At 49.2% G+C, this 19,262-nt stretch carries 12 protein-coding genes and 2 pseudogenes; 10 read left to right on the top strand and 4 right to left on the bottom strand.

Annotated features, from left to right (window positions below):
- Position 1: 1 nt before the first annotated feature.
- From D6M16_RS16710 to D6M16_RS16680, 8 genes and pseudogenes are all read left to right on the top strand, one after another.
- Positions 2-937, top strand: a complete 936-nt coding sequence (locus D6M16_RS16710) for an XrtA system polysaccharide deacetylase (protein WP_120512944.1) — start codon at positions 2-4, stop codon at positions 935-937.
- Complete coding sequence (locus D6M16_RS16705; protein WP_120512943.1) at positions 870-1,913, top strand: FemAB family XrtA/PEP-CTERM system-associated protein; 1,044 nt, start codon at positions 870-872, stop codon at positions 1,911-1,913. The genes D6M16_RS16710 and D6M16_RS16705 overlap by 68 nt, the downstream gene beginning before the upstream one ends.
- 19 nt (positions 1,914-1,932) lie before the next feature.
- Positions 1,933-3,177 (top strand): TIGR03087 family PEP-CTERM/XrtA system glycosyltransferase, encoded by a 1,245-nt coding sequence (locus D6M16_RS16700; RefSeq protein ID WP_120512942.1) that lies wholly within the window; start codon positions 1,933-1,935, stop codon positions 3,175-3,177.
- Positions 3,128-3,955: pseudogene (gene xrtA, locus D6M16_RS22735) on the top strand (exosortase A); the annotation flags it as partial. The gene D6M16_RS16700 and the pseudogene xrtA, both read left to right, overlap by 50 nt.
- Before the next feature lie 285 nt (positions 3,956-4,240).
- Positions 4,241-4,615 (top strand): annotated as a pseudogene (locus D6M16_RS22730) (exosortase-associated EpsI family protein); the annotation flags it as partial.
- 24 nt (positions 4,616-4,639) lie between these two features.
- On the top strand, positions 4,640-6,523 hold the full coding sequence (locus D6M16_RS16690; protein ID WP_120512940.1) for an XrtA/PEP-CTERM system amidotransferase: 1,884 nt from the start codon (positions 4,640-4,642) through the stop codon (positions 6,521-6,523).
- Positions 6,523-7,713 (top strand): glycosyltransferase family 4 protein, encoded by a 1,191-nt coding sequence (locus D6M16_RS16685; protein ID WP_120512939.1) that lies wholly within the window; start codon positions 6,523-6,525, stop codon positions 7,711-7,713. The genes D6M16_RS16690 and D6M16_RS16685 overlap by 1 nt, the downstream gene beginning before the upstream one ends.
- A complete protein-coding gene (locus D6M16_RS16680; protein WP_120512938.1) occupies positions 7,710-8,873 on the top strand; it encodes a glycosyltransferase family 4 protein in 1,164 nt (387 codons plus the stop codon). Before D6M16_RS16685 ends, D6M16_RS16680 begins: the two co-directional genes overlap by 4 nt.
- A 56-nt stretch (positions 8,874-8,929) precedes the next feature.
- On the opposite strand, the gene D6M16_RS16675 is transcribed toward D6M16_RS16680, so the two are convergent.
- The 3 genes from D6M16_RS16675 to D6M16_RS16665 form a co-directional block, all read right to left on the bottom strand.
- The gene (locus D6M16_RS16675; protein WP_120512937.1) at positions 8,930-10,270 is read right to left on the bottom strand and encodes a putative O-glycosylation ligase, exosortase A system-associated; all 1,341 of its coding nucleotides are present in this window, start codon (positions 10,268-10,270) and stop codon (positions 8,930-8,932) included.
- Between the two features lie 389 nt (positions 10,271-10,659).
- Positions 10,660-12,126, bottom strand: coding sequence for an oligosaccharide flippase family protein (locus D6M16_RS16670; protein ID WP_120512936.1), 1,467 nt, complete (start codon positions 12,124-12,126; stop codon positions 10,660-10,662).
- A gap of 12 nt (positions 12,127-12,138) precedes the next feature.
- Positions 12,139-13,098, bottom strand: a complete 960-nt coding sequence (locus D6M16_RS16665) for a polysaccharide deacetylase family protein (RefSeq protein WP_120512935.1) — start codon at positions 13,096-13,098, stop codon at positions 12,139-12,141.
- Positions 13,099-13,609: 511 nt separating this feature from the next.
- Between D6M16_RS16665 and D6M16_RS16660 the strand changes: the two genes are divergently transcribed.
- Entirely contained in the window at positions 13,610-15,148 is a 1,539-nt protein-coding gene (locus D6M16_RS16660; protein ID WP_120512934.1) for a chondroitinase-B domain-containing protein, read from the top strand.
- Here the strand turns inward: D6M16_RS16660 and D6M16_RS16655 are convergent.
- On the bottom strand, positions 15,078-16,286 hold the full coding sequence (locus D6M16_RS16655; protein ID WP_120512933.1) for a GNAT family N-acetyltransferase: 1,209 nt from the start codon (positions 16,284-16,286) through the stop codon (positions 15,078-15,080). The two genes, D6M16_RS16660 and D6M16_RS16655, sit on opposite strands and share 71 nt — an antisense overlap.
- 198 nt (positions 16,287-16,484) lie before the next feature.
- Here D6M16_RS16655 and prsT point away from each other — a divergent pair, with 198 nt between their 5' ends.
- Entirely contained in the window at positions 16,485-19,253 is a 2,769-nt protein-coding gene (gene prsT / locus D6M16_RS16650) for an XrtA/PEP-CTERM system TPR-repeat protein PrsT (RefSeq protein ID WP_162941081.1), read from the top strand.
- Positions 19,254-19,262 lie beyond the last annotated feature (9 nt).

The raw sequence follows: 19,262 nt of genomic DNA, 5'->3' as shown, positions 1-19,262 counted from the left end.
CATGAAAGAAGTTAATTCTCCGGTTCGCCGTCCAATCGTCAATGCAATGACTGTTGATGTCGAAGATTATTTTCATGTTTCTGCCTTTTCATCCATTATTAAGCAAGAACAATGGGGGAAATCTTACCCGCTGCGTGTAGATTACAACACCAGAAAAATAATGGATATTTTCGCTGAACATGATGTTAAAGCGACCTTTTTTATTCTCGGCTGGGTGGCTGATGCATGCCCTTCCCTGATAAAAGCCATTTCAGATCAAGGTCATGAACTGGCATGCCATGGCTATCATCATGTAAAAGCAAACCAGCAAACTGAGAAAGCCTTTTTTCAGGATGTCAGCCGCAGTAAGTTTTTGATAGAAGACCTCTCTGGTAAATATGTCAATGGTTACCGGGCGCCCAGCTTTTCAATTGACCACACTAATCTGTGGGCATTTAATATTCTTCATCGTCTTGGTTTTACTTTCAGCAGCAGCACATATCCGGTCAGACACGATCATTATGGTAACCCGGACTGGCCACGCTTTCTTCATCAGCGAAATGAAGGTTTGGTTGAAATACCCATTCCAACCTATCAGGTATTCGGTACCAATCTGCCAATCGGTGGTGGCGGTTATTTCCGGTTGTATCCTTATGCTATCAGCAAACATCTTATCCGGCGTTTTACTGAGCAATACCAACAACCGTTCTGTTTTTATTTTCACCCTTGGGAAATAGATGCACAACAGCCCAGAATAACGCAGGCATCACTCAAATCGCGCTTCCGGCATTATCTCAACCTTGAACACATGACAGCACGGCTTCACCATCTGCTGCAGGATTTCCAGTGGAGCACTGTCAGCCAGGCCTATCAACTGAATGGACATAACGATGAAACAGGAATTGACGATCCGAAAACTGAACCGGAACGACTGCATAGCCTGGGATCACTACGTTGATGCGCATCAGGACGGCAGTTTTTTCCATTTAACTGGCTGGCTGGATGTCATCAAAGAGGTATTCGGTCATCAACCTCACTATTTGCTGGCACTGCAAGACGATAAGCTGGTTGGTGTGTTGCCGTTATTCGAGCAGAAAAGTGCCTTGTTTGGCCACGCGCTGATTTCAACCCCTTTCTGTGTTTATGGCGGCGTGTTGTCCGATGATGAAAACGTCAGATACCAATTAGAAACGGCGGCCTTTGAACTGGGCTGCTCACTTGAGGTTGATTATATTGAGTTGCGGGATCGCGAGGAAAAACCTTGTGATACCACCTGGTTTCGTCATTGCCACCATGCCACTTTCAGGAACACGCTGGCCGACAACCCGGAGGCCATTCTTTCTGGTATCAAACGTAAACAAAGAGCGGTTATCCGCCATGCGATAAGCAACAAACTGAGCTGGGACGACCAGGATAACCCCGGGCTGTGTTTTGATCTCTACGCGGAGAGTGTCAGAAACCTCGGTACGCCTGTGTTTCATCCTGCGCTGTTTAAAAAGCTGCAGCATACCTTCGGTCAGCGTTGTAATACGCTGGTTATCCGTGATGCTTCCGGGATTCCTGTCTCTGGGGTGCTGAGTTTTTACTATAAAAACCAGGTACTGCCCTACTACGGTGGCGGAACGCAAGCCGCAAGGGAATTAAAAAGTAATGACTTTATGTATTACCAGCTAATGCTGCTTGCCCGTTCTAAAGGGGCAGAAGTGTTTGACTTTGGCAGAAGTAAAGTTGACTCAGGCGCCTACCACTATAAAAAGCACTGGGGCATGGAAGAGCAGCCGCTGCACTACCGTATCGCGCTGGTAAAAGCAAAACAGCCCCCCAATTTGTCCCCTAATAACCCGAAATATCGTTATTTCATAAAGGCCTGGCAAAGCATGCCTGTTGGCATCAGCAAGCTTATCGGACCGCCTATCTCGAAGTACCTTGGCTAAGCGACAATGGAGCAGGACAATGAAACCAGCAGTGCTATACCTTTGTCATCGAATCCCGTATCCGCCCAACAAAGGCGATAAGATTGCCAGTTATCATTTACTGAAATTTCTCAGTCAGCACTTTGATGTTTATCTGGGTTGTTTTATCGACGATAAGCATGATCAGCAGTATCGTCAAAAGGTAGAGGCACTGTGTCGCGATGTGTGTTTCATCACCCTTCATCCGACCCTGGCCCGCCTCAAAGGCTTGCAGGCGCTTTATAAAGGACAACCCATTACACTGCCCTACTACTCTCATCCGGCGATGACTGACTGGGTGCAGCGTACCCTGAACCAGCACCCCATCGAGCGTGCTCTGGTGTTCTCCAGCAGCATGGCGCAGTATTTGCTCAATGCGCGTCCCTCGCTGCACAAAGTCATGCATTTCGTGGACGTGGATTCAGAAAAATGGCGCCAGTATGCCCAGAAAAAGCAGGGAGTGGCCAGTTATCTGTATCAACGTGAATACCGGACACTCGCCAAGTTTGAAAAAGCAGTTTGTGCCGATTTTGATGTCAGCTGCTTTGTCACTGAAACAGAACGGCAGTCGTTTGCGGCCATGGTTGAACCCGCATTACAAACTAAAATTCATACGCTGGAAAACGGTATCGACAGCGGCTATTTCTCTCCGAATGCCGAATTCAGCCCTGTGACCGAACATCCGATTCAGCACGATAATTATGTGGTTTTTACCGGGGCTATGGACTATTGGGCCAATGTGGATGCCGTGACCTGGTTTGCCCGTAAAGTCTGGCCAAAGGTGCTTCAGGAACATCCTCACAGTAAGTTTTATATCGTCGGATCATCGCCTTCGGCCAGCGTCAGGGCGCTTAGCCGGCTGCCCGGCATAGTCGTCACCGGACGGGTTGAAGATGTGCGCCCGTATCTGTTCCATGCCAAAGCCGCCATCGCGCCAATGCAAATCGCACGAGGTATTCAGAACAAAATACTGGAAGCGATGGCGATGGAAAAACCTGTTCTTACCACCCCCCAGGGTATGGAAGGGCTTGAACACTACCCTGGGAATACAGTTGTTCAGGACAATGTAATGGGACAGACACTGTATGTGGCAGACGAACCGCAGGATGTCACCAACTGGGTATGCGAACAACTAGCCCGCCCTGTTCGCGCTGCCACACAGTCAAGACAGTGGATTGAGGACAATTTCAGCTGGGATGCCAAGCTATCCCCTGTACTCAGCTATCTTGAGGCTCAACATGTCTGACCGGCTCGGATTGCGCCTGACCATTCCCGTCATTGGCTGGTTATGGCTGTTCTGGCCCTCACTGAGTAATATGGTGAGTGTCTGGGCCAATTCTAAAACCTATGAGCATTGCTTCCTGGTGGTGCCGATCTGTCTCTGGCTGGTATGGCGAGAGCGCAAGGCCATGACGACATTGCGGCCATCTGTCAGTTGGCCTGCGGCAGTATTGCTTGTCGTATCATGCTTCCTGTGGCTGTTGGGCAGGGCGGCAAGTATCGGATTATTTGAGCATATTGCCGCCATAGTCAGCCTTCAGCTATTGTTGTGGGCGGTATTGGGAAGTGCCATCATTCGCCATTTTTGGTTCCCTTTGCTTTATTTACTCTTTGCTGTCCCCTTTGGCGAAAGCCTGATTCCCAAGCTACAGATCATCACCGCCGATCTTTCCGTCTGGCTGCTCAATATCAGCCAGATACCTGTCTACCGGGAGGGCTTATACCTGACCATTCCCAATGGTCGGTTTTACGTGGCAGAAGCCTGCTCAGGGATCCGTTTTCTGATATCCAGCGTGGCATTAGGCACGCTATTCGCCTATTTACATTTCACCAAAGTCTACAAGCGTACGCTCTTTGTGGCCTTTTCATTTATCTTCCCGATCATTGCTAATGGCATCAGGGCCTATGGCATTGTGATGATAGGCCATTACAGCAACATGGAATATGCTGCCGGGGCAGATCATCTGGTGTACGGCTGGATCTTTTTCAGTGCCGTCATACTGGTGATCTTTTATACCGCCAGTCTGTTTTCAGATCCGCCCCCCACTTTCAGCAAACTGCCAAACCAACAGTCCGCAGTATCATCTCACCAGATATGGAGAGTAGTTGGCATAATTTCCCTGATTTTCATGTCTGCCGCCCTGTGGACAAAGCAGCTTGATCAGGGCCGGCTTCTGCTGTCCGATCGGCAGAAACGCACCGACCCTGCCCAACCCGCCATGCTGACCGACTGGGGCATCTCCTTCCCGTACGCGGAACACAGCCAGCGCCAGAGCACCGCTGACGGTAAAGCCGAATTCTATACCGCCCGCTATAACATCTGGCAACAGGACGGCGAATTAATCAGCAGTAGCAATCAGCTGTTCAATAAAGACATCTGGTCTGTCGACAATAGCCAGTCCGTGACGTTACCGGCCGGTATTCATGCTAAATCAATGACGGTGTCCAATGCGAAGGGAAACAGCATGCGGGTTATCTATTGGTACTGTGTAAACGCGTTTTGCAGCAGCAATCCGCTGGCGATCAAGTTGATGAAAGCGTCTTACCGTCTGGCCGGACAGCAAGGTATCTCTGATGTCTTTGCAATAGCGAGCACTGAGCTGAATGATAACCAGATACAAGACATCATTGATGTCGGCACAAACAAGCACAGCGTGATCTTAATAAACAGCCACCAGCGGTGATGAAATCACACCAGGGAGAAGGTTATGTGCGGTATTGCGGGTATTTTCAACGTGCAACATTCAGGCATTATTGACACTCGGCTGTTGCAGCACATTAACAGGATACAGCATCATCGAGGCCCGGATGATGAAGGTTATTTCGTCGATGACCTTGTCGGGCTGGCCCATCGCCGCCTGTCTATTATTGACCTGTCCGGCGGACATCAGCCGCTGTTTAATGAAGACAGCACAGTCGCAGTTGTCTTTAATGGCGAAATTTACAATTTCAAAGCTCTGGTCAAACAGCTGAAAAGTCTGGGTCATCAATTCCGTACCGTCAGTGATACCGAGGTGATTGTTCATGCCTGGGAGCAATGGGGTAAAGACTGCGTCAGCCATTTTCGAGGCATGTTTGCCTTCGCCATCTGGGATAAAAACACCTCGACCCTCTTCCTTGCCCGGGATCGGCTAGGTAAAAAGCCGCTTTTTTACAGCCTGACATCCAAAGGGCAAATGGTTTTTGCCTCTGAGCTGAAAGTATTGATTGCACACCCTGATGTGTCCCGCACCCTGCGCGACGAAATGGCCGAAGAATACCTGATGTTCGGGTATGTTCCTGACCCGTTCACCGCTTATAAACACATATTCAAGCTCCCTGCCGGGCATTATCTTCAGCTCACACCGGGTGCCGCTATTACGGCCAGCGCCTACTGGGATCTCAGTGCGCCTGCGACCACACTCAGCTGGCACGATACGCAGGAGGCACTGGTCGATAAACTGCTCGAGGCTGTCAGAATCCGCATGGTGTCGGATGTGCCCCTCGGGGCCTTCCTGTCAGGAGGCGTCGATTCCAGTGCAATTGTGGCCCTGATGTCGGGCCTGCAATCCAATCCGGTGAACACCTGCGCCATAGGGTTTGATCAGGCTCAGTTCGATGAAAGCCAGTATGCCCGCAGCATTGCTGAGCAGTATCAAACCCGGCATCATGATCGCCAGATCAACGCAGATGATGTCAGCTTAGTGGAAGTACTGGGGCGGCTGTACGATGAACCTTTTGCAGACGACTCAGCACTGCCGACCTATCTGGTATGCCAACTGGCCCGACAACAGGTCAAAGTGGCTCTGTCCGGTGACGGAGGAGACGAAATCTTTGCCGGCTACCGTCGCTACCGGTTTCATCTGGCCGAGCAGAAAGTCAGGGGGATGATACCGTCTTCAATTCGTGAGCCGGTTTTTGGCATGTTGGGCCAGATATACCCCAAAGCCGACTGGGCGCCTCAGCGCTTCAGAGCCAAAACAACCTTCCAGTCGCTGGCTATGAACAGTGTCGATGCGTATGCCAATACGATCTCAAAATTCAGGTTCGCTGACAGGCAGCGGCTGCTCAGTCCGGCGTATCGTCATCAGCTCAATGGCTATACAGGGAGTGAGATTCTTCGCCGCCATGCCCTCAATGCGCCTACCGACGATCCGCTGAAAGTGATCCAATACCTTGATCTGAAAACCTGGCTGCCCGGCGATATTCTGACCAAGGTGGATCGCGCCAGTATGGCTAATTCCCTTGAAGTGCGTGCCCCCCTGCTTGATCACCAACTGCTGGAATGGGCATTTCAAATTCCGAGTCAGGACCTGATTCGTAAACAAGAAGGAAAATTCTGCTTTAAAAAAGCCCTGGAACCTTATCTGCCCAGAGAGATTTTATATCGCCCCAAAATGGGATTCAGCATGCCACTGGCACACTGGTTTCGTACCCAGCTCCGGCCGATGCTTCATGCGCAGATCTTGTCTTCCGCCATGCTGGACTGTGGCTATTTTAATCCGCATCAGCTGCGGACCATTGTGGCTGAGCACGAAAGCGGCCAGCGCGATCATGGTGTCGTGCTCTGGAGTTTACTGATGTTCGCCCAATTTATGGAGAGGCAGGCATAGTGAAAATTCTGACCATTTCAACGCTCTACCCTAACGCGAATAATCCCAGGCACGGCATTTTCGTTGAAACCCGGCTGCGCCAGTTAAAAAAACATTATCCGCAGACTGAGATAACTGTGATAGCACCTGTTCCCTGGTTCCCATTCAGCCATCCTGTGTTTGGGCAATACAGCGAATATGCGTCTGTCCCCTTCACCGAGAGTCGCTATGGCATACGCATTTATCATCCGAGGTACCTGGTTATTCCTAAACTGGGGATGTCTTTGACGCCATCGACGCTGGCCTATACCCTGCACAAACAAATAGAACGCTTAATGCGGCAAGGATTCGAATTTGATCTGATTGATGGCCACTATTTTTACCCCGACGGGGTGGCCATAGCTTCGGTCGCCAGCACCTTAAACAAACCTTTTACCATGACTGCAAGAGGGACAGACATCAATCTGATCCCCTCTTACCCAAAAGCCCGTAAGCGTATTCAGCAGGTGCTATCGGTCAGCAACCATAACCTTGCGGTGTGTGAAGCACTGCGACAAAGCATGATCGAATTAGGGGCAGCACCGGATAAAGTCAGCACGCTAAGAAACGGAGTGGATTTAGAGCTGTTCAGTTTCAGCGATGAAAGCCAGCAACCCGCGCTCAGACAGGCACTGAACCTGCCGGTTAATGTCCCTGTCATCTTATCCGTCGGTCTGCTTATAGAGCGTAAGGGGCACCACTTAGTCATCGAAGCCCTGCGTCACATTCCGGATGCCCTGCTGTTAATTGCCGGCACTGGCCCCAAAGCAAAAGCACTGTCCGCCCTGGCCAACCAGCACGGCATTGCCCACAGGGTACGCTTTCTGGGCAAACTCAGTCAGGAAGAATTATCCGCCTATTATGGCGCGGCTGACATACTGGCACTGGCTTCTGACAGAGAAGGCTGGGCGAATGTACTGCTTGAAGCCATGGCTTGCGGCACGCCTGTTGTGGCGACCAATATCTGGGGCACACCTGAAGTCGTCCGTAAACCGCAGGCAGGGACATTGGTTGAGCGTAATGTCACGGCCATCGCCGATGGTATCCGCCAGTTGCTGAATAAGCCTTTTGCCCGCGCTGAAACGCGTCATTACGCCGAGCAATTTGACTGGTCTGCCACCTCTGAAGGTCAATATCAGTTGTTTAACCGTTTGATCAAGGACGCATCATGAAGATTCTATATCACCACAGGGTCGCCTCCAAAGACGGCCAGTATGTCCATATTGAGGCGATCATCAGCGCCCTTCGCGAACAAGGCCATGAAGTAGTGGTGGTGGCGCCGGCTGTGTCTGATCAGGCCGACTTTGGCGCTGACGGCGGCTGGGTCAGTAAAGTGCGCCACATGCTGCCCCGTTTCTTATGTGAGCTCCTGGAGTTTGGCTATAGCGTTTATGATTTCGGCAAGTTATGCATCACTCTGTACCGGGAAAAACCGGATGCCATTTATGAGCGCTACAACCTGTTTCTTCCCTCCGGGATACTGGCGAAACAATTGTTCAATGTGCCACTGCTATTAGAAATCAACTCCCCATTATTTGATGAGCGCAATGCCTATGGCGGATTGTCGTTCACCTGGCTGGCCCGCTGGTCTGAACTGTTCACATGGCGAAATGCCGACCATACTCTGCCTGTCAGTCATGTACTGGCCAGCTATGTCCGGCGGGCTGGCGTACCTGAGTCCGCCATCAGTGTGATTCCTAACGGAATCGACAGCCGCGTATTTCATCCTGTTACCGGCAAGGAAAAAAAACCTGAACTCGCAGGTAGCCTGGTGGTAGGTTTTGTCGGGTTCTGCCGTGAGTGGCATCAATTAGATCACGTTTTATCACTGATTGCTGATTTCAACCGGCAGCGAAACCCTGACGATCCGGAAGTCAAATTCCTTATCATCGGTGACGGCCCGGTTCTGGATACACTCAAAAAGCAGGCACGCGATCTCAAAGCCGAGCATCAGATTCACATCACAGGATTGATTGATCGCCAGCATATCGCGGAATGGTTAACCCAGATAGACATTGCCCTGCAACCAGCGGTCACCCCCTGGTGCTCACCGCTCAAGCTGATCGAATACCTGGCGTGCGGCAAAGCCATCGTCGCGCCAGATAGCGACAACATTAAAGAACTGCTGACTGACGGCGAAAATGCCCTGCTGTTCAAAGCAGGACACTTGCCCGACATGCTGAATCAAGTAAAACGTTTGTTGTCCGATGAAGCACTCCGTCAGGAGTTAAGTGAACATGCCGCGGCCAGCATTACCAGGCAGCAACTGACCTGGTCGGACAATGCACGAAAAATCGTCAGTATTTTTGAGTCGTTAATTGCCAGATCCTGAGTCGTAGAGGGAATACATCATGGGTAACACGACTTTTTGAACATATCTTCAGCACATTAAGTAGAAGACATACCCTGTAATTCTGACATGGGTTTTCTTCGCGCGTGCTGGCTGACCATGACTTTCACTTGCATACTTAACGCCGCCATAGCCGCGGCTAATACCCAGAAAAGCTCAAGGTACGCCAGCGAGAGCGCGGCCCCTGCCGTGCAATAGCCCAGTAACGACACCTGCATCATGCGCGCCAGATCAATCTGCCAGTGGTGAGTGTCATTCCATGGCGGTCGCCTCAGTGTCACTATGACCCAGCGCATTTTCAAAAACAGCAGCAGGATAACCAGCATGAACAGGGAGAACCCGACAAAGCCGTGGTCGCCCAAAACCTGAAAATAAATACTGTGCGCAGCCCAGCTTTCTTCACCGGGAGGCGGGGTTTCAATGATATCTATTTTATAAATATCCAGCGCGAGTCTGTCCCACACCGGCTGGAAATAGGTGGCTTTGAATCCAGCCCCCAATACCGGCCGTTCCAGCGCCATCAATGTGTGGATTTTCCACGATGTCAGCCGGTTAGTGAAAGAAGAATCCTCGGTAGCCGTTTCTATGGTTTCCATCCTGTCGTACCAATTTTCCGGTAACAGTAAGACGGATACTGAAACGATAATCGCCACACCAAATAATGTCAGGACTTTCTTATTGCTTCTGAACCAGAAGTAACAGCCGATCACTGCCAGGGCAAGCACGCCTCCTCTGGAATAAGTGCCCAGCACGGATAAAACACACAGTACTAACATGGAAATCAAGCCAAAACGAATCCACCTTTCCTGAACGGACTTCAACTGATAGATACATAAAGGGATCACCATACACAGAGCGGCGGCAAGATGGTTATTGTCTGAGATCAAATGACCGGTTGGCCCCTGGATTCTATGTCCACCTAAACTGGCCAGAAACTTCAGTCCTTCCACAGCACCAAAAAAGCCAACTGACATCAATATCCCCCACAACAGCATTTCGAACTCATGCTTTTGCCGGATGATTAATGTAATCATGATGAACAACAGAAATATCTTGGAAAATTTCTCCCATTCCGGCCAAACCAGTTCAGGAAAAATAATGGTGTTGTAGGTAGTTAAACCAGTATGAAGCCAGAACACGAGAGCAATGAAGATGGCCCCGTCAAATAAAACAGTTGGTTTCTTCCTGGAAAAAAGATAAGTAATCAGCGTCAGCAGGGCAAACACAGTGTTGTAACTGATAGGTTTGGCAAACCCGTAAACCCAATAGGCAGGTACAAATAAACCCGACCACAGCCAGAGGGATACTGCGATATAAGAACGTCTCAGCGCAAAACAAGCCAGGATCAGGAAAACGCTGATTAAGACGACATCTCTCATTCTCCAGCTCCCTAACGTCGATGCTTTGTATTATTTTGCTGTTTTCCCAGGCATTCTTTGTCCTGCCTTATTGAGCGTAAACAAAGATATACCAAGACAAACAGCCCCATCGCGAAAAGGATTGATTCCACTGTTCAACTCCTTATCTGAGCGTGTGAAAGGCTCAGATTATCTGGGCTTCCAGCTGGCATATTTAAAAGACACTGTGACCTTTTTAACCCCTTCTTTCACTATAGGTCCTGATTAACGAACCAACAAAATTTTGACTATGAATAATTTGTCACCAGCAAACGACTCTTATCACATTTTGCAGTACAGTTATGCAATCAATCCAGTAGTCTTCAATCGCTTTTGTGAAATAGCTATAAAATTTTCTACTGTTAATGGCGTTAATCAAACATAGGGGTTCTGATTATTTTGCCTATTTTGGCTTGTATACTCCGATATTCAGGAATCACTCGGATTGAAACCGGCAGTAATACCACCATACAAACCGTATATACCATGGCACCTGTTACTATGCCCAGAAGTAAACCCCATAAGTGACTGTCTATTTCTGATACCACAGCCATCACGCAGAAATACATCAACACTGAAACGAAAAAGGGTACAAGAATAGCGGGTAATATACGCCTGGCCTGCAACCTGATCACATACAAGAACACTATTGTCACGCATACCAGAAATAAACCGCCAACCAGTAAGCGAACAAAAGACAGTCTGTCAGGGTCATCGTAGCCGGTCCCATAAAAACTGCCGATCACTAACAAGATCGCCAGACAATCACACTTAAATAACAATGGCATCCTGGATTTTAAGATGAATACCGTTTGTATTAACATGTACATTGTCATGACAATCATTAAAAATGACAGATTCTGCATAACAGGAATAACATCAATCCATTTTTCACCGAGAACGACATAAACAAAATCTTCCGCAATGGCGCATACGCCAAAAGATACCGGCATGGCAAGAAACATTAACAATGCCATTTGTGAATACAGTCTTTCTTTCAGTAAGCTGTCCTGATCTTTCAGTTTTGAAAACACGGAAAATGCCCCGTGATTCATAGGCGCCAGAAAGTCAGTAAACGGCAGCCAGGAAAACTCCTGTCCCATATTATAAAAACCAACGTTCCGGCTATTAAGAATATTACCCAAGAGCAACATATCTACTCTGGAACGCAAATACCCAGACACAGATACAAGGTATAACCACTTAGAGATAATCCACTGATCTTTCCAGTATTGTGTACACCACCTGGGCCGAAAAGGGCAAAGAATATAGCTGGTTATCACTTCAATGACGGCCATCAATATAACACCGGCAATTAAAGCCCAGTAATTTCCTATCACTAGCGCAACGCCTATGGTACACACGCTGCCGAGCGTTTTAGCCACCATCAGCATCATGGTTTCCATTTTAAAGTTGAAGTTTTTTTCGAACAGATCCATGCCCACATTATGAAAAGCCAGAATAACGGGAATAATACTGACGACACGAATGACCACCACCATCTCTGGTTCACTGGTGTAAACAGCAACCCAATCAGCCGACAGAAATAAGAAAAATGCGGACACTAAACGAAACAATAAATTTAAAGACCAGATACTGTGCAGTTTATTTTCATCTGTCATATCTTCCATCAGCACATATCGCTTTGTGCCCACAGTCGATAGCGCAATGAAAAAATACACAAAAAACATAGTGAAACCGGCGATGCCATAATCTTCCGGCGACAGTAAACGCACAAGCACTAACGTGCTGACCAGCCCGATACAGCGGTTGTACCAAATCGTGATCATCGACCACTTGGCACCGGAAAATATCGCCTGGGAATACTGATCTGCCATAGGTCGCTGCCCTTATCCCTGAGTGACTGCCATGTCTTTCGCCAGAACAATTTCGCCGTTCAGCTCCCGCTGGAACCACTCAATATAGCACCGCGTAGTGTTTTTCAATCGCTCGCAGTCTTTGATTGTGGGCACATAAGGCGTCATGCCAGCAACCAGACTGGGGGAATGAAATGACAGTACAAATACGTCCTGCCCTATTGCCATCTGAGCTTGCGTGATGGCCTGAAGCTGAGAGAGATCATTGCCTTCCGGCGACAGACGGTGCCGGCTCAGACGAAGTACCTTCGCCAAAAAACGACTGACATGCTTGCTTTTCACTGTCCGGCACCATGCCGGACACCGATTCGCTTTCTTTTCAACCCGCTTTGAAACCGATAGCCAGGAGCTGGTATGCGGAATATGCCGAATCGCATTTTCAACAAAAAGGGCATTGGTATATTCACTAAAATCAGGCCCTTGCTGATGACTGAAGTCACAGTAAGCACTGATACTGAGATCAACCTGATAGCCCAATGCACGTAAATGATCACTGGTAAAAGGGCCATAGCCGTAGCGCCCCGCAAGATACGTCACCGGAGAGGCTCCTGATACGGCGTGAATTCTTTCTGTCAGCCTGCTTATTTTTTCATACTCAAGTTCCGGTGCCAGATTACAGGGGTAAGATTCAAAATCCGTCGCAGACTGCTCCTCCGCGCTTCTGGGCGGATTCACCCAGGGATGTAAATGCGCAGCAAATTCAACACATTCAGCCTCGTTTTTTTGACAATGGGCTATCACTGCCCTGCCTCCGGCACTTTCAATGAACGGATAGTCCATAGCCAGGGTGATCTTAGCGCCAGTCTCGATCAGTTCCCCCATAAAAGGGATCAGGGCATGGTGGTGTGTAACGGCAGTATTGCTAGCATTAAATCCCTGATCCCAGTCAAACTCTTCCTCAGCATGGATCACTACCAGCAGTTTAACGTCCATATTTTCTCCTGATTCGTAGCAATGCCAGCCAGCAACGACACCCTTGTGAACTCGCCGAGCGCTTTGCCCGAAAACCGGCAGTACGCTGACAGTTGCAGGTTCTGCTAACGGTGTTTCCCCAGACTAGCTCCTGAGGTTCGTTGCAATCCGCCTGAGTCGCTTGCAACCTGAGTAACTTGGGATACCTCTGTTAAAAATGGCACATGAAGCACAGAGCCACCATGCCAGATCATAAAATTGTCTTATCTGCCACCTGAATCGTTTACAAACGGCTATCTGAGGTTCACCTCAGACAATCTGGCTATCTGCTTATATTTACAGGTTATCTGCTTCGCTGAACTCAATCCTCAGGCCCCAAAAGCCCCCGCAATCAGTCTGGTGCTACCGACTGACTATGGCGGATTTGTGGTACTTGCTTCACCCGTTTTCAGCATTCTTTCCTATACTCGATCTTGGATATTGTTTGACGTTAATCACACTTTTAAAGCAGATTTTAACCGGGAGCTGACTGATGATTTCGAAAGGAATAAAAACCTATCTTGCAACAATCGGTGTTCTCGTTCATTTAGTTATACTTGTTGCCGGTGTGTATCTGGTTAAACACTGGAGCGAACAAAACCAGACCCTGCCCGCCGCTTTACGCCAGTCCGTCAGCCACATAGAACAACAATTTCCAAGCCTGACACCTGTCAATCAGGCCGTTGCCAGTGTCGCCAGCAACCTCGCCAGCCCTTCCTATTTCTGGCGCGAATTTGATACAAGATACTGGCCATCCGTCGGGCCTGACTGGTCCTCAGCTGGCCCCCAGCCAGAAGCGATCAAACCCGCTTCGCTCGGCACCCTCTGGGTATCCGATGAACAAAGTTTTGAAAAAGCACTGGAGGATGTGTTACCCGGCCAGGACATAGTAGTGAAAAAAGGAACCTACTTTTTCAGCAGCAAACGCCTGAATATCAGCCAGGTGACTCCCTCTGCATCACGACCCGTGGTATTGCGGGCAGAAGAGCCGGGCACCGTTCTGCTGCAGCTGGACGGACTGGAAGGCATTGTGATTAACCAGCCCCACTGGACGGTATCAGGGCTAACCTTTAAAGGTGTTTGTCCAACCCCTTCCGATTGCGATCATGCGCTGCACATTGTTGGCGATGCCGATCACAGCCTGGTCCAGAACAATGTCTTCATCGATTTCAACGCTGCCATCAAGGTCAACCGGATGGAGGACAAATTTCCGGATAACGGCACCATTCGTCGCAATCACTTTTACAATACACAGCCAAGAGACACGTCGAGATCTGTCACGCCCATCAACCTTGACCATGGCAATGACTGGCGTATCGATCGCAACATCATTCGTGATTTCATCAAATCCGGTGGCAACCAGGTCAGCTATGGCGCTTTCATGAAAGGGGGCAACGAGCAAGGCATCATAGAAAACAACCTGGTGATCTGTAACAGCACCAGCCGTAAATATGATGGTTATCAGATTGGCCTGTCATTAGGTGGCGGCGGTATGGAGCAGGAAAACCGGCGGGGACAAATTGCACTCGAAGGGGCTAACCATACCGTACGTAACAATATCGTTTTGCACTGTAATGACGTGGGGCTTTACATCAATAGATCAGCTAATTCCCTGGTCAACAACAATATTCTCTATCACACCTCCGGCATCGACGTCCGGTTTCCGCAATCCAGCGCCGAGCTGATTAACAACATTGTGAGCGGCAAAATACGGGAACGCGACCAGGGTAAAGCGTCAGCCTCCCATAACCTCATTCTTTCCCCTGACTATCTGACCGACAAACAAAAACTGGACGATTGGTTTACCTCGCCAGCAATAGGTAATTTCTCGCCCAAAGACGATCTGATCAAAGCGAAATTAACCCGCAGTGCCACTGAGTACCCCGGCATGGCGAAAGGAAACAGTGTCTCCGACTTTTGTGGTAACCCAATCAGTGCACAGGACACCTTTGCCGGCGCCTTTAAGGACAGTCAGAACTGCTTTCGGACAACACCCTACGCTTCAGGGCACGACGCTTCAAAGCACGAATAGCCTTCTTCACTGAGTAGGTAAAATGCGGATAACGGAACTGACTGATCGCCAACCGGCACTCACGGTTGGCGAACGTTTTTTTATAGCGGGCAATACCACCCATAAAATCGTAACCCAGCGCCCCTTTATTCCAGGCATCCTGGATTAGCAGATAATGCGCCACCAAACCGGGTTTCAGATGATTATCCCCGGCGCCATAATTCAGCGCACTTAAATAGAACAGCACCCAGTTGGCATAGTGAAAATTATAAATCACCCCCAGATCTTCATCTCCGGCCTGCAGGTGGTGAATAGCAATCTGCCCCTTAGGCAGTCCCCGGCGAATCAGTTCATGGTGAAAATGCAGAAAACCGGGATTAGCAAAACCACTTTGTTCTGATTTACTGCCCCAACGGCTCAGGTGGTACTCAGCCGCATGATTGAAGAACTCCAGTCCCTGAGTGACAGAAGAAGCGGTGGTGATTTTCACTTCGCCCAGGGCACCGTACTTATTCAGGCTGCGCTTTATCTGATATCTGGCATTTCGCGACAAAAAGCTATCGAGCGTCTGCTGCTTATCCTTCAGCGGGCCAAAATCCAGCGCAAAACCGGCCGACTCCCAGACCACCTCTTTTTCTGCAAGTGCCAGCCCGGATAAAAGGGCCTTATTGTCCGCCTTTTCGCTGCCACAATCCGCCGCCACAGACTGTGGCCCGTAACTGACAAAGTTCACGTCCAGGCTGGCGCCAACCTCAAAGATATCTGTCCCATTCATCTGCGACATCACGCAGGCTGTCATCAACGGACGAACGGTATTGGCGAGCGCCTTGTCCATCAGAAAGTCGTTATATTCAATCCAGATTTGATCCTGCGAAGAAATACCTGTCCGGTGAAGGCAGAACTGTCGCCCATAAGACAGCCCGGCTATCTTTCTCTCTTTAATCACGATAATGCCCAGGCCGACAATGTTGTCATCCTGCCGGGCAAGAACAACACAACAATTGTCCACAAAACAATCCAGCCAGGTGCCTATCCACAGCCAGGACAAAAACAGGTTTGGTTCAGCCTGTTCCTCAAGCGCACGCCAGTGTCTTTCTAACCACTTTTGATCGGGGTTAACCATCCACTCGCACTGTATCGAACTGTTTTTGCTTTCCATTTTTTTCCCTGCGTCGTGACTTATCCGTTCGCATCAAGCATAGCAGAGCAACTGGTCACACACTTTTCAGGTGCTTTAATGGCAGATTTTATTGCCGCGATGAGTACAACAAACGTTTTATGTAAAAGCGATTAGTCGCAGTGTCAAAAATGTGACTATCCTAAAAAAGTCCATCTGAAAATTCTGACAGGGATGATTATGGCTTTTTTGTCTCGCTCCACCTTTCATGTGCTAGCACTCGCTGGTGTTGTCGCTGTCACACTCACGGCCTGCGGTGAACAGTCTGTCGATGAGTACATGGCCAAAGCCGATAACTATCTCAGCAGCAATCAAATCAATGCCGCTGTTATTGAGCTGAAAAATGCCATACAGCAACACCCTGATGCCAATCAGGCGAGACTTATGCTGGGTAAGATTTACCTGAGCCAGGGCGATTATGCCAGTGCCGAAAAAGAGTTGTATAAAGCCCTCAGAAGTACCGAAGAGAAAGACGCTATTGAACCACTGCTTGCCCAGGCTTATCTGGGTCAGAAAAAAACAGCCGATATCATTGATCTGGCCAGACATCCGCTGAGCCAGCAAGCTGAAGCACTGGCAGACATTTACGCCATCAAATCACTGGCTTTATTGCTCGATAACGATTCAGAGGGTGCTGAAGAAGCCTTTCAGCGGGTCGAAGAAACCGGACAGATCACACTTTATACGCGCCTTGCCCGAGCCAGCTTAGATGCCACCAAAGCGCTCAACGACACTGCGCTGATCCAGGTCAGTAATATAGTTCGTGTGTATCCTGACAGCAGCGATGCCTGGCTGCTTAAAGGGCATATAGAAACCAGTATGGCTCATCACAAAGCGGCAGCAGAGAGCTATCGAAAAGCCGTAGACACCGCCCCGAAAGCCTTACAAAACACCCTGTTTCTGGCCCAGGCCCTTGTGAAAACGGAACAGTACCAGGAAGCAGAAAAGTATGTTGATAATCTGCTGACGGTATTAAGCGGTCACGTACTGAGCAATGAACTGAAGGCCACCATTCTTTACGCCGAAGAGAAACAGGCTGAAGCAAAAGTCCACGCCGATTTAGCCATCCGAAACGGTTCCAGAAACCTGCCTACTTACTTAATTTCCGGTGTCGTTGCCTATAATCAGGGAAATTTTGAACAGGCCAATGAACGATTTGAAAAAGTCGCACCTTTTGTCTCGCAAAACCATCTGATACAACGCCTGTATGCGTCCAGCCAGCTTAAGCTGGGCGACATTGAAGGCGCCATGCAAACCATGAATCAGTTCGATGCCACAGACAAAGCGAGCAGCGACTTTATTTCCGATATGAGTCTGGAGCTTGCCAGAATCGGCCGTAATGATGCCGCTATGTCTCTGGCAGAGAAAGCCAATCATAACCCAACCACCAGCAAACAGCTTCGTTTAGGACTGCTTCAATTAGCCAGTAATAATACAATGGGGATCGACACTCTCCAGCACATTCTCAATTCCGACCCGACCCTGACGGAAGCGAATTTAGGCCTTGCCTATTATTACTTGAAACAAGGCCAGATGAATCAGGTGAAACAGATAGTCACCACCTGGCTTGAACGCAATCCGGACGATCAGACCGCCCAGATGCTGAATGCCCTGGTGCTGCAAATTGAGAAAAAGCCCGATCAGGCGCAATCAATCTATCAAAAGGTGCTGGAAAAAGATCCTAAGAACCTGCAAGCCACTTTGGGGCTTGGCCAGATTGCCGCCAGCAGAAATGATTTGGCCACCGCGTTCGGGTATGCCCGCACCGCCTATTCCCATTACCCGGGAAGAAATCTGACCACCCGGACATTATATAAATATGGCCAGCTCAGTGGGCAGCTGGATGAGGCAGTGTCTCTGATCGCTTCCGAGGTCGAAGCACACCCGGATGATACCGGACTGAAATTAGATTTGGCCCGCGGCTATATGCTGCAAGAAAAAACCGATCAGGCACTCAGTCTCATTACTCAGTTGACGCCACAGCAGCAAACCGCCCAAAGCTGGCGACTGCTGGGCGATATCTATTTCAGTCAGCGAGATTACCGTCAGGCCGAGCCGGCTTACACCCAATGGCTTGAGCTAGATGTACTCAGCCAGCAAGCGTATATGCGTAATATCCAGATTAAAGAGTTAAACAACAAAATGAGAGACAGCCTGCTACTGGCCGAAAAGGCCGAGCAGTTATTTAAGAATACGGCGGTATTTTCGCTGATGAAAGCTGGGTTGCAACTGAAACTGGACAATGCCACCGCCAGCCAGGCCACGCTGGATGCCTTGCCGGACAATGTAAAATCGCAAGCTTATTTCATGCGATTACAAGCCCTGAATTACCTGCAGCGCAAAGACTTTACCCGTGCTCTCGAATGGCAACGCAAGCGCTATGATGCCTCACCTGGGATCGCCAGCGCCAACGATGTGGCCAGTGCTTATGCATTGAACCAGCAAGATGACGAAGCCATTGCCTTCCTGCAGGCTGTCATCAAAGAGTACGGTGATAAAGCCGCTCCCTTGCGTCTGACACTGGCCCAACTGCAATTTGAACAACAGCCTGAACAGGCTATTGCACAATACCGGCGTATTCTTGAACAACAACCTGATAATGTCGTGGCTTTGAATAATCTAGCCTGGCTGTATTTGTCTCAGGAAAAGTATCCGCAAGCCTGCGACAGTGCTTCGAAAGCCTTAGGATTAGCGAAAGAGCACCCGCAGATTCAGGATACCTACGGTTATTGTCTGCTGAAATCAGGACAGGCAGCCAATGCGCTGCCAATGCTGGAAAAAGCCTACAAACAGGCACAGACTAACCCTGAAATCGCCCTTCACTATGCAGAAAGCCTGCTGGCAAACAATATGAAGGAAAATGCGCGAGAAATCCTCATTGGCATTACTACCTCCGATCCTAAGCTTCAGATGCTAAAGAACAAACTGGAAGAACAAATCCGGCTGTAAGCTCAACGC

It is taken from the genome of Photobacterium salinisoli, assembly GCF_003614885.1.
Classification (GTDB): Bacteria; Pseudomonadota; Gammaproteobacteria; order Enterobacterales; family Vibrionaceae; genus Photobacterium; species Photobacterium salinisoli.
Note: the sequence above shows the minus strand (reverse complement) of the source record. Positions and strands in the feature narration are given on the sequence as shown.

Coding starts and splice junctions, on each gene's coding strand:
- D6M16_RS16675 (WP_120512937.1), bottom strand. CDS start 10,270: ATGAGAGATGTCGTCTTAATCAGCGTTTTCCTGATCCTGGCTTGTTTT.
- D6M16_RS16665 (WP_120512935.1), bottom strand. CDS start 13,098: ATGGACGTTAAACTGCTGGTAGTGATCCATGCTGAGGAAGAGTTTGAC.
- D6M16_RS16660 (WP_120512934.1), top strand. CDS start 13,610: ATGATTTCGAAAGGAATAAAAACCTATCTTGCAACAATCGGTGTTCTC.
- prsT (WP_162941081.1), top strand. CDS start 16,485: ATGGCTTTTTTGTCTCGCTCCACCTTTCATGTGCTAGCACTCGCTGGT.
- D6M16_RS16655 (WP_120512933.1), bottom strand. CDS start 16,286: ATGGAAAGCAAAAACAGTTCGATACAGTGCGAGTGGATGGTTAACCCC.
- D6M16_RS16690 (WP_120512940.1), top strand. CDS start 4,640: ATGTGCGGTATTGCGGGTATTTTCAACGTGCAACATTCAGGCATTATT.
- D6M16_RS16705 (WP_120512943.1), top strand. CDS start 870: ATGAAACAGGAATTGACGATCCGAAAACTGAACCGGAACGACTGCATA.
- D6M16_RS16680 (WP_120512938.1), top strand. CDS start 7,710: ATGAAGATTCTATATCACCACAGGGTCGCCTCCAAAGACGGCCAGTAT.
- D6M16_RS16700 (WP_120512942.1), top strand. CDS start 1,933: ATGAAACCAGCAGTGCTATACCTTTGTCATCGAATCCCGTATCCGCCC.
- D6M16_RS16710 (WP_120512944.1), top strand. CDS start 2: ATGAAAGAAGTTAATTCTCCGGTTCGCCGTCCAATCGTCAATGCAATG.
- D6M16_RS16670 (WP_120512936.1), bottom strand. CDS start 12,126: ATGGCAGATCAGTATTCCCAGGCGATATTTTCCGGTGCCAAGTGGTCG.